At 41.8% G+C, this 11,261-nt stretch carries 12 protein-coding genes and 4 tRNA genes; 15 read left to right on the forward strand and 1 reads right to left on the reverse strand.

Annotated elements, in window-relative coordinates; translation table 11 throughout:
* Nucleotides 1-22 precede the first annotated feature (22 nt).
* Together AB5627_RS11125 and AB5627_RS11130 are read left to right on the forward strand one after the other, a co-directional pair.
* On the forward strand, nt 23-616 hold the full coding sequence (locus AB5627_RS11125) for a stage II sporulation protein M (RefSeq protein WP_117877760.1): 594 nt from the start codon (nt 23-25) through the stop codon (nt 614-616).
* A 71-nt stretch (nt 617-687) separates the two neighbouring features.
* Nucleotides 688-1,572, forward strand: coding sequence for a YesL family protein (locus AB5627_RS11130; RefSeq protein WP_278946220.1), 885 nt, complete (start codon nt 688-690; stop codon nt 1,570-1,572).
* A 45-nt stretch (nt 1,573-1,617) separates the two neighbouring features.
* Here AB5627_RS11130 and prfB read toward each other — a convergent pair whose 3' ends face one another.
* A complete protein-coding gene (gene prfB, locus AB5627_RS11135; RefSeq protein WP_022287515.1) occupies nt 1,618-2,736 on the reverse strand; it encodes a peptide chain release factor 2 in 1,119 nt (372 codons plus the stop codon).
* Between the two features lie 159 nt (nt 2,737-2,895).
* Here prfB and AB5627_RS11140 point away from each other — a divergent pair, with 159 nt between their 5' ends.
* The 13 genes from AB5627_RS11140 (at nt 2,896) to AB5627_RS11200 (ending at nt 11,003) form a co-directional block, all read left to right on the forward strand.
* The gene (locus tag AB5627_RS11140; RefSeq protein WP_117891801.1) at nt 2,896-3,840 is read left to right on the forward strand and encodes an RING finger protein; all 945 of its coding nucleotides are present in this window, start codon (nt 2,896-2,898) and stop codon (nt 3,838-3,840) included.
* A gap of 130 nt (nt 3,841-3,970) precedes the next feature.
* Entirely contained in the window at nt 3,971-4,261 is a 291-nt protein-coding gene (gene rpsF, locus AB5627_RS11145; RefSeq protein WP_022287517.1) for a 30S ribosomal protein S6, read from the forward strand.
* Between the two features lie 22 nt (nt 4,262-4,283).
* Complete coding sequence (locus tag AB5627_RS11150) at nt 4,284-4,808, forward strand: single-stranded DNA-binding protein (protein WP_117864646.1); 525 nt, start codon at nt 4,284-4,286, stop codon at nt 4,806-4,808.
* 45 nt (nt 4,809-4,853) lie between these two features.
* Entirely contained in the window at nt 4,854-5,099 is a 246-nt protein-coding gene (gene rpsR, locus AB5627_RS11155; protein ID WP_022287519.1) for a 30S ribosomal protein S18, read from the forward strand.
* Between the two features lie 160 nt (nt 5,100-5,259).
* Nucleotides 5,260-7,671, forward strand: a complete 2,412-nt coding sequence (gene lon, locus AB5627_RS11160) for an endopeptidase La (RefSeq protein ID WP_117958280.1) — start codon at nt 5,260-5,262, stop codon at nt 7,669-7,671.
* A 12-nt stretch (nt 7,672-7,683) separates the two neighbouring features.
* A complete protein-coding gene (gene yihA, locus AB5627_RS11165) occupies nt 7,684-8,406 on the forward strand; it encodes a ribosome biogenesis GTP-binding protein YihA/YsxC (RefSeq protein WP_041337343.1) in 723 nt (240 codons plus the stop codon).
* Nucleotides 8,407-8,517: 111 nt separating this feature from the next.
* Nucleotides 8,518-8,820, forward strand: a complete 303-nt coding sequence (locus tag AB5627_RS11170; RefSeq protein WP_022287522.1) for a YerC/YecD family TrpR-related protein — start codon at nt 8,518-8,520, stop codon at nt 8,818-8,820.
* Entirely contained in the window at nt 8,820-9,572 is a 753-nt protein-coding gene (locus tag AB5627_RS11175) for a class I SAM-dependent methyltransferase (protein ID WP_117958279.1), read from the forward strand. Before AB5627_RS11170 ends, AB5627_RS11175 begins: the two co-directional genes overlap by 1 nt.
* Nucleotides 9,573-9,576: 4 nt before the next feature.
* Nucleotides 9,577-10,446, forward strand: a complete 870-nt coding sequence (gene hslO, locus AB5627_RS11180) for an Hsp33 family molecular chaperone HslO (protein WP_117925176.1) — start codon at nt 9,577-9,579, stop codon at nt 10,444-10,446.
* A 163-nt stretch (nt 10,447-10,609) separates the two neighbouring features.
* Nucleotides 10,610-10,685, forward strand: a tRNA-Val gene (locus tag AB5627_RS11185).
* A 26-nt stretch (nt 10,686-10,711) separates the two neighbouring features.
* A tRNA-Asp gene (locus AB5627_RS11190) sits at nt 10,712-10,788 on the forward strand.
* A 61-nt stretch (nt 10,789-10,849) separates the two neighbouring features.
* Nucleotides 10,850-10,925 (forward strand) — tRNA-Gly (locus AB5627_RS11195).
* A gap of 4 nt (nt 10,926-10,929) precedes the next feature.
* Nucleotides 10,930-11,003, forward strand: a tRNA-Cys gene (locus AB5627_RS11200).
* Nucleotides 11,004-11,261 lie beyond the last annotated feature (258 nt).

Here is an 11,261-nt window from a genome sequence, read left to right on the forward strand (position 1 = left end):
TTACTCAAAGGAGTGATGTATAATGAACAGCGGGACAGGCATATACAAAAGCGGAGTTCTTGCTTTTTTTGCAGGAGCTATCCTGATTGGTGCGCTTTTGGGTGCTGTTACTTTTTGCTTTATGGGCAGCGACGAGCTTTCAATGCTGTCGGTGTTTTCAAACAGCTTCGTTGACGTGAGGTCGTCTGGTGATCTTGAAGAAATTCTTGTGAGGTCTTTTTTCAGTTCGACTGTTTTTTTAGCAGTTGTGTTTTTGTCAGGTTTTTCTTCACTGGGACAGCCTTTAGCTGTTGCAGTATTGATGTTGCGTGGCATGGGCTGGGGTGTTGCAATGTCTCAGCTTTACAGCATTTACGGCGGACATGGTGCATTACTTTCAGCGATGTTTGTACTTCTTCCTGCGGTCATAACAGCGGCGGCACTTATGATAGCCGCAAGGGAAGCTGTTGCTATGTCAAATATCCTGCTGTGCATTGTTTTTTCTGAAGGACAGCATAGCGGTCTGCGACAGACGGTGCGGCTTTATGCTGTTAAGTTTCTTGTGCTTGAAGCGGCGGCGGCTGTTGCGGCTGCGCTTGAATGTCTGCTGACGATTATTTTTGCAGGACGAATTTAGTATACAGTATACAAAGAATGAAATAAAATTCGGGGCAATTTCGGGGACTATTAATTTTAAGGAGCGGTGTAATGTCTTTATTTGGTAATTACAATACCCCTGGCAGAGGTGTGCTTAAAGCACCTCAGGAGAAAAAGGGTATTTTTAAGTTTTTTGAAGTCTATGGCAGGCATATGTGGAAGCTTATGGAGCTTAATTTGCTGTATTTCGTTTTCTGCATACCGCTGACGCTTATGGTTATACTTATGCTTATGACATCAAATCCAATATGGCTCTTACTGGCGATACCGTCAGTATTGATAGGACCTGCAACGGCTGCAATGACAAAGGTTTGCCGAAATTATTCTCAGGAAAGAAATGCGTTTTTGCTACATGATTTCTGGGATTCTTTCAAGAAGAATTTCAAGCAGGGCACTATCATGGGTGCCATAGATATCATCTTCGCTATAGGATTTATGGTCGGGATTCCAATGTATAAATATTGGGCAGAGCAGAACTCTATGATATACATTCCGTTTGTTATCTGCATAAGCTGTCTTATCGTATTCTTCATGATGCACTTTTACATCTATCTTATGATAAGCTCCACTAACCTTAACATGAAGCAGATAATAAAGAACTCGTTTTATCTTGTGAGTCTTGGCATAAAGCAGTCTCTTTGGTCACTTCTGGCATCGCTTATCGTTATTGTTATGATGTATCTTTTCCTGCCGTATTCTCTGTTCATATTGCCATTTTGGCCTCTTTCGTTCATATGCTTCGTGACTTGCTTCAATTGTTATCCTGTTATCAGAAAACACGTTATCCAGCCTTACTACGATCAGCGTGGTGAAAGCAATCCTGAGTTTGCATACAAGAATGCAGATCCTGACGAACAGCTCTTTGAGGATAGAGCGGCGGAAGAAACTCCTGTCAAGACCAAAGAGAGCAGAAAAAAAGGCAAAACAATCTCATAAAAAACATAAGGACAGCTCGTTTGAACTGTCCTTTGTTTATGCTAATTATTTTTCGATTTCGCCAAGTGAAAGCGCTTTGAGATAAGCGTTTATGAAACCGTCAAGGTCGCCGTCCATAACAGCGTTTACATTGCTGTTTTCAAAACCCGTTCTGTGATCTTTTACAAGAGTGTATGGCATGAAAACATAGGAACGTATCTGAGCGCCCCATGCGATCTCTTTCTGAACACCCTTGATATCCTCTATCTTCTCTAGATGTTCACGCTCTTTTATTTTGATAAGCTCTGCTTTGAGCATTTTCATTGCATAATCCCTGTTCTGGAACTGTGAACGCTGTGTCTGGCATGATGTAACGATGCCTGTTGGTATGTGGGTAAGTCTTACGGCTGATGACGTTTTGTTGATGTGCTGTCCGCCTGCACCGCTTGCACGATAAACGTCCATTTTAATGTCCTCAGGACGGATATCTACTTCGATTGTATCGTCTATTTCAGGCATAACGTCCACCGCTGAGAATGACGTGTGTCTGCTTCCTGAGCTGTCGAAAGGTGAGATACGCACAAGTCTGTGTATTCCTGCTTCGCTTTTAAGATAGCCATAAGCGTTTTCACCCTCCACGATAACGGAGGCACTCTTCATGCCAGCCTCTGCACCCTCGAGATAATCAAGAGTAGTCATTTTGAAGCCGTGACTTTCACACCATTTGTGATACATCCTGAAAAGCATTTCGCTCCAATCCTGCGCCTCAGTTCCGCCTGCTCCTGCATGAAAGTTGATGATAGCGTTGTTGTGATCATACTCGCCTGTGAGCAGAGTGTCAAGCTGTGCGGCGTCAAGACCCTCTTTTAGAGTTTTAAGCTCAGACTGTATTTCGTCGATCATGTCCTCGTCACCCTCATCGGCTGCCATTTCAATAAGCACTTCGATATCCTCAAATGACGACTTGAATTTATTGTATTTTTCCAGCTTGCCCTCAAGATTTCTTGTTTCCTGCAAAACCTTCTGTGATTTCTCCATGTCGTCCCAAAAATTAGGCTCTGCGGCTTTTTCGTGAAGCTCTGCGATCCTTTCCTGAGAACGCTCAATATCGTATACGTCATGCAACTCGCTGATGATAGGTCTAAGAGCTTCAAGCTCTGACTTTAAGTTTTCTAAAAATACCATATCTTTTTCTCCTTATTTTATATCATTATATATTATAAAACTTTTTTTGTGAAAAGTAAAGGAAAAATATAAAAAAACTATAGCATTTTCCTGAAAGTTGTGCTATAATGTTATTTAAAGGCTTTAAAAAGCCTGTTTCAGCAAGAAAGGAAACCCGATATGGCTAATTATACAGGAAAAAAATGCTTTTCCTGCGGAGAAGTATTCAAAGATGGTGACGATATAGTTGTATGTCCTGAGTGTGGCACACCTTATCATCGTGAGTGTTATCTCAAAGAAGGAAAGTGCATAAATGACGCTTTGCATGAAAGTGGTCAGAGCTGGGAGCAAACTCAGGAGAGTGTAGAAAGTGAGAATATACGCTGTATACGCTGCGGTTTTGAAAATCCGCCTGACAAGCTATTTTGTGAAAAGTGCGGAACACCGCTTACGAAAAATGATACTGAGGAACGTCCATTCAATGACATGGACACGCAAAATAACGCTCAGCAGACCGGCCCTGACGGACAGCCTTACGGTCCGTTTGGCAGACAGGTTGTATTTGATAAGGACTCAGATCTTGAAGGCATTAAACTAGATGACTATGCAAAATTTGTAAAGACAAATCCGCTCATATTTTTGTCTAACTTTATACGTTTTGGTAAATTTGGTGGAAAGATTTCCATAAACTTTGCGGCTTTCCTTTTTCCACACCTGTATTTTCTGTTTAGAAAAATGAATCTTGTGGGTATCATCATGCTTGTGGCTACGGCACTGCTCAATATCCCTACTGCGATAGAATATCTTAGTGCAGGAACAATGGGTTTCTCGCTTGATATCGGCATCGATGTGACTGGAAGGGTTTTTCAGGGCATTTCCGCTGCGACATGGTATGTTTCAATGGCACTTCAGTTTGTGGCAGGCTTTTTCGGCAATTATATGTATTATAAGTTTGCACAAAAAAAGATCCGTGAGATAAGGTCGGAGGACGGCACTGAGCAGGAGATAGCCGAAAAGATAGTAGTAAAGGGCGGTACGTCATGGGGGGCTGTTATTCTTGGCTTTGCCATTTATTCTGCGATAGTTGTGTTTGGCATTTTTGGTGTTACAAAGATATTTGCATGATTTTACAAAAAGTTCATAAAAAAACGCAAGTGACACTTGACAGATAATCGGTATTGTGTTATAATAATTGAGTTATCCTTGCTTGTGCAAATTGCGGCACAGGCGAAATCCAAAAGGAGGTGCAAATGCAATGGCAAAAATTAATGAGTCTTATGAGGCTATGGTAATTTTCAGCTCTAAGCTTGACGAGGAGGCTGTAAACACACTCACAGCTAAGTTCAATGACTTGATCGAGGCTAACGCAAGCGACGTTACACTTAGTAATTGGGGCAAGCGTAAGCTGGCTTATGCTATCAATTATGAAACAGAAGGTACTTATGTACTGTGGTCATTCACATCTACGCCTGAGTTTCCAGCTGAGCTTGAGAGAATTCTTGGTATCACAGACGGCGTGATCCGTTTCTTAGTAACGGTCAAGTAAAACTGCGAAAGAGGGAAAAGTTATGCTTAACAGAGTTATTTTAATGGGTAGGATCACTCAGGATCTTGAAGTAAGACAGACTCCTAGTGGAAATGCAGTTTTGAGATTCAATGTTGCAGTTGACAGACCAGTTCGTCAGGGTGCTGAAAGGCAGACTGATTTTATTACTTGCACTGCTTGGGGGCAGAGAGCTGAATTTATCAACAGATACTTTTCAAAGGGCAGAATGATCGCTCTTGAAGGTCAGATAAGAACAGGTTCTTATGATGACAAGAATGGTGTAAAGCATTATACAACTGAGGTCAATGTTGACAGTGTGTCTTTCACAGGTGAACCAAAACAGCAGGGAACAGGTAACTATTCCAATAACTACGGAAATGGTGGTTATCAGCAGAATAATTACCAGCAGAACAATGGTGGATATTCACAGCCTGCAAACAATTCTAATCAGAATAACTATAACAATGCTCCATCAAATGACGCTTTGTCCATTGGTGACCTTGATGATTTTGAAGAAGTATTGACCGATGACGGAGTACCGTTCTAAGCAGAGGAGTTTTGAAAAATATTTCTCTAAGGAGGGAAATTTACCATGGAAAAGGAAAGAAATACAAGCAGACCTATGAAGAGAGGTCGTAAGAAGGTTTGTATGTTCTGTGCAGACAGAGCTGAAAAGATCGACTATAAGGATATCGCAAAGCTTAGAAAGTGCATGACAGAGAGGGCTAAGATCCTCCCTAGACGTGTAACTGGCACTTGTGCTTATCATCAGAGAGAACTTACAACAGCTATCAAGAGAGCACGTCATGTGGCACTTCTTCCATATGTAGCTGACTAATAGTGTTTTCTATTTTGAGGTACCTTTATAGGTGCCTCTTTTTGTTAAGGGGAAGTTTCTGAGTGGGGCTTGCAAATGTATCATAAATGTGATATTATATACTAAAGCTGTATAACAAAGCATTACAGTATTTGTAGAGCTGTAAGGAAATGGAGCAACTATGAAAGATAAAACTGATGTTAAAATAAATAATATTATGCCGTGTGTTCCAACGAGAGATCTGGTAGTTTTCCCTGGAATGTCTATGCATTTTGATGTTGGCAGACCAAGAACTATAAAGAGCATGAAAAATGCCATGGACGGCGATCGACTTGTTTTTCTTTGCGCGCAAAAAGACGTTTATCTTGAAATGCCTGAAAAAAAGGATATGTTCAAGGTGGGTACTGTAGCAAAGGTAAGACAGATTGTGAAAGCACCTGATGGAATATACAGATGTTATGTAGAAGGTCTGCGTAAAGCGAGACTTGCTGAGTTTTATCAGTATGATGATTGCTATGAAGCTGATGTAAGACTTGTACCAAATTATTCAAAGGATAGGCTTGATGACGACGAACAACTTGCTGTTTTTCGTTCGGTCTTAGATGAGTTTGAAGAGTATGTTAAGGTGGTTCCTAAAATGCCTGAAGAGCTTTATGCCCAGATACTCGGTTCTAAAACGCCTGTTCAACTTTTTGAAAGTTTGGCATTTAATATTCCGTTAGCTTTTACTGACAGACAGTCGCTTCTTGAAGCCCCATCTGTTTTAGATAAGCTAATTCTTATGATCACTATGCTTTCACGAGAGACCAATGTTTTATCTCTTGAAAGAAGGATACATAGTCAGGTCCATTCTCAGATAGAAGAAAGTCAGCGCGAATACTATATTCGTGAGCAGATCAAGGCGTTACAGAATGAGTTGGGTGAAAATGAAGACGGCTCAGATGTAAATGAGATTGATGAGTACACACATAGGATAGATTCACTTATATTGTCCGAAGAAGTTCGTGATAAGCTTATGGGCGAGGTCAGGAAGCTTTCCAAGATGGGTATGATGTCACAGGAGGGTGTTGTGCTGAGAAATTATCTCGACACAGTGCTTGCATTGCCGTGGAATGCTGTCACAAAGGATAGGACAGACGTTAAAAAGGCAAAGCAGATACTTGACAAGGATCACTATGGCATGGCAAAGGTCAAGGATAGAATACTTGAAAATCTTGCTGTAAGAGCGCTTACTCCTGATATCAAGGGGCAGATCCTCTGTCTTGTTGGTCCTCCAGGCGTTGGCAAAACTTCAGTGGCAAAGTCTGTCGCTAGAGCACTTAATCGAAACTTTGTTAGGGTCTCATTGGGCGGTGTTAAGGACGAAAGTGATATCAGAGGTCACAGAAAGACGTATGTTGGTGCAATGCCAGGAAGAATAATGAATGCCATGAAGCTTGCAGGAAGTAAAAATCCTGTTGTTCTTCTTGATGAGATAGACAAGATGAGCAATGATTTCAGAGGCGATCCATCGTCTGCTATGCTTGAGGTTCTTGACAGCGAGCAGAATAATGCTTTCAGAGATCACTATATTGAAGTGCCGTTTGATTTAAGTGATGTGCTGTTTATTACAACTGCAAATACTCTCGATACTGTTCAAGCACCTCTTCTCGACCGTATGGAGGTCATAGAGTTGTCTAGCTATACTAGGGAGGAAAAGTTCCATATTGCAAAGGAACATCTTATTAAAAAGCAGGAAGGTAAGAACGGTCTTAAAGCATCTCAGATACGCATCTGCAATGATGCTATCTATAAGCTTATAGACAGCTACACAAGAGAGGCTGGCGTGAGAAATCTTGAAAGACAGATAGGCTCGCTTTGCCGAAAGGCTGCTAAGGAGATAGTTGAAGACGGCGTTAAGAAAGTTACTTTCAAGGCGGATAATCTTGAAAAATATCTTGGCCATGAGAAATATCTCCCTGATGTTGTATCAGATAAAGATGCTGTTGGCTCTGTAAATGGTCTGGCATGGACGTCAGTGGGCGGAGTTGTCATGCCTTTGGAAGTCCTTGTACTTGACGGAAAGGGCAGAATAGAGCTTACAGGCTCACTCGGTGACGTTATGAAGGAGTCTGCAAAGATTGCCGTAAGCTATTGCAGAAGCGTTGCTGACAAATATGGCATCGATAAAGACTTTTACGAGAAAAAAGATTTGCATATACACGCTCCCGAGGGTGCTGTGCCTAAGGACGGTCCATCTGCAGGTGTTACCATGATAACGGGCATCATCTCTGCATTGGGTAAAATAAAAGTACGCAGTGACGTTGCTATGACAGGCGAGATAACTCTTAGCGGCAAAGTACTGCCTATAGGCGGTCTCCGTGAAAAGACTATGGCTGCATACAAGGCGGGGGTCAAGACTATCATAGTGCCTTTTGCTAATAAGGGCGACCTTGATGACGTTGACGATACAGTAAAGCTTTGTTGCGAGTTCGTGTTCGCAAAGACTATTCAGGATGTGCTTGACGTTGCACTTGTTCCAAACAGCAAAAATAATGTTCCGCTTGAACTCCTAAGCAAGAACGAGCCGGAGCGAAAAAAATTAACGGTATAGAAAGGGCCGCCTATGAATTATAACAAAGCAGAATTTTATACTTCCTTTGGAAAATTCTCGCAGATACCCAAGTCTGACAGACTTGAATTTGCCTTTTCCGGCAGGTCGAATGTGGGAAAGTCGTCGCTGATAAACAAGCTTCTTAACAGAAAAAACTTGGCGAGAGTAAGCTCTATGCCGGGTAAAACTGTTACAATAAACTTCTTTTCGGTGGAGAATATCTATATCGTTGATCTGCCTGGATATGGCTATGCCAGCGTATCAAAGTCCGAGAAAAGGCAGTGGGGCAGTCTTATAGGTGGCTATCTTGACGACGGCAGCAGACAGCTTGCACTTGTTTTTCAGCTTGTGGATATGCGTCATCCGCCGAGCAAAGACGATCTGATGATGATAAATTATCTTATTGACGCTGAGATACCATTTATAATCGTGTTCACCAAGGCAGATAAGCTCAAGCCTAACGCCAGAAAAGCACGTATGGAAGCTTTCAAGACAGAGATACCATGCTTTGAGGACATCACCTGTGTGGAGTTCTCTGCGATCACCGGAGAGGGCGTAGATGAACTGAGGGCAATAATAGACGATATATCCGAGGGGGCTGAGATAACGCCACCAGAGAAACTAGAAAGCGATACAGAGGACGAAGAAGAGGAATATTACGATGATAAAGAGGATATTTCTGATGAGCCGAAATCATTTGGCGGTTTTCTAACGCCTAATAGAAGAAAAAATTAAGAGTAAGTAAATAAAAAATTCATAATTCTCCTTTACATTTTTCATGACTTGTGTTAAAATATATTTATGGTTTAACACTTTACACCATGAAACGTAAAGGAGATTTTTTTCATGAAAGAGAAACTTGAGATCAAAAATTTAGACGATCTTTATGAAGCAGTGCTTTGTCTTGAAACTGTCGAGGAATGCAGGCTGTTTTTTAAAGATCTTTGCACTATACCTGAGCTGAAAGCACTATCACAGCGTTTTCAGGTTGCAAAAATGCTCACAAAGGATCATGTTTACAGCGATATAGTAAACGAAACAGGTGCTTCAACGGCAACTATAAGCCGTGTGAACCGCTCGCTTTCTTATGACGGCTCAGGCGGATATAATATCGTTTTTGACAGATTGGATAAGAAGGAAGATAATTAATGAGCGGATACGGCAGATTTGCCTGTTACTATGATAAGCTTACAGAGAATGTCGATTACGGAAAAATTGCGGCACGGTGTCATGAGCTTATAAAACGATACAGTTCAGAGCATGAGGTAGTTTTGGACCTTGCCTGCGGCACAGGTTCGCTCAGTGAAGCACTTGCACGTCTTGATTATGATGTGGTAGGCGTTGATCTGTCGGATCAAATGCTGGAAGAAGCCATGGATAAGCGCTATGAAAGCGGTCTGAACATACAGTATCTTATGCAGGATATGACTGAGCTTGATCTGTATGGCGCAGTTGATGCTGTTGTTTGTGTTCTTGACAGCATAAATCACCTTGAAAATGAGGAAGCTGTCAGAAAGACTTTTGAGTGTGTATCAAAATTTACCTGCGATGGTGGACTTTTCATATTTGATGTAAATACTGTGTACAAGCACCGAGTGATCCTTGCAGACAATGCGTTCTGCTATGATCTTGATGGGCTTTTTTGTGCATGGCAGAATGAGCTTAATGATGATGACAGCGTGAGCATATATCTTGACTTCTTTGAGGAGCAGGAGAACGGCTCTTATTGTCGTTTTAGCGAGGATTTCACAGAGAGGATATATACGGACGAGTTTTTGAGCGAGCTTGTAAAGTCAAATGATTTTGAGCTTATAGGAAAGTATGACGGATTTGAGGACTCACCAGTTAATGATAAAACGCAGAGAGTTCTTTATGTGTGCAGGAGAATAAACAGAGGGTGATTTTATGGGTAGAATAGTTAGAGTTATAAGTAAAGACGCTTCCGTTGTGTGCAGCGCTATCGACGGAAAGGATATTGTTTCACGCATTGAGGAGATACATAAAACTTCCGCTGTGGTCACGGCGGCACTTGGCAGACTTGCTATGGGTACTTCGCTCATGGGATTTGGACTTAAAGGCAAAGATGATTCTATTACTGTAAAAATGGACGGTGATGGTCCTACAGGAGCGCTTATATGCGTATCTGACAGCATGGGAAATGTAAAGGCATATGTACAAAATCCAGTGGTGGAACTGCCGCTTAACGATAAAGGCAAGCTTGATGTCAGAGGGGCTGTAGGCTCTAATGGTACGCTTAGTGTGGTCAAGGACATGGGACTTAAAGAGCCGTACTGCGGACAAGTGCCTATTGTTTCAGGCGAAATAGCAGAGGATATAACTAACTATCTTGCTGTCAGTGAGCAGGTGCCAAGCGTTTGCGCTCTTGGCGTACTTGTAAATCCAGATCTGACAGTGAATTGTGCTGGTGGATTTCTTATTCAGCTTTTGCCGTTTGCACCTGAGTCAGCTATAGATCAGATAGAGAAGAATATAAACGGAATGGAGTCTGTAACAAAGCTTATAAGCAGCGGCATGACAACAGAGGATATTGCTATGAAAGCTTTGGAGGGACTTGAGCCGAACGTTCTTGATGATTTTGAGGTTAATTATCGTTGCGATTGTTCAAGGGAAAGAGTAGAGAATGCTCTTATATCTTTGGGCAGGGCAGAACTTGAAGATCTTTCTAAAGACGGTGGTACTGACGTTGAGTGTCACTTCTGTGATAAGAAATATCACTTTACTCCTGAGGAGATTTTAGGGTTAATAAAAGAATAATATTTAATGAATATTTTATGTACACTATTCAAATGCCCGATAATAAAGCGTTTGCGGACTTAAACTTTTTTTGGGAAATTTCAAAAAAACTCTTGACAAATGGCTTTGGATAGTGTATAATAAATATCGTCGCTGAGAGATACAACTCAAAACGACAGCTAACGGGAGCATAGCTCAGCTGGGAGAGCATCTGCCTTACAAGCAGAGGGTCACAGGTTCGAGCCCTGTTGTTCCCACCAAGCGGACTTATAAAGTCCGCTAATATGGCCGGGTAGTTCAGCTGGTTAGAACGCTAGCCTGTCACGCTAGAGGTCGTGGGTTCGAGCCCCATTCCGGTCGCCAATACATTCCTTATGTATCAGGTTTCGGTATCTTGCATATAATATTGTAGATGCCACTAAATGCGGATTTAGCTCATCTGGTAGAGCGCCACCTTGCCAAGGTGGAGGTAGCGAGTTCGAGCCTCGTAATCCGCTCCAATATGGCGCTATAGCCAAGTGGTAAGGCATAGGTCTGCAACACCTTGATCCCCAGTTCAAATCTGGGTGGCGCCTCCAATGACTCACAGAGCTTCTGTTCTGTGAGTTTATTTTTTTGTCTAAATATAATAAACAATCCAAAGTGACAGCTGAGCGACGCTCAGTTGTCACTTTTTGTATCAAAAGAACAAAGGAGCAAAGCAAAATGGACAAAAAGAGATAAGAAAAGGGAAATAAAGTGTAAAAAAAGCAGAAAGCGAAAAAAGGGGTTGACAAAAAGGCATAAAAGTGATAAAATAAACAAGTCGCCTCGAGAGAGAGCGATAAAGAGAGAAG

The organism is Ruminococcus sp. RTP21198st1_G1_RTP21198_201120 (genome assembly GCF_040924265.1).
Lineage (GTDB): Bacteria > Bacillota > Clostridia > Oscillospirales > Ruminococcaceae > Hominimerdicola > Hominimerdicola aceti.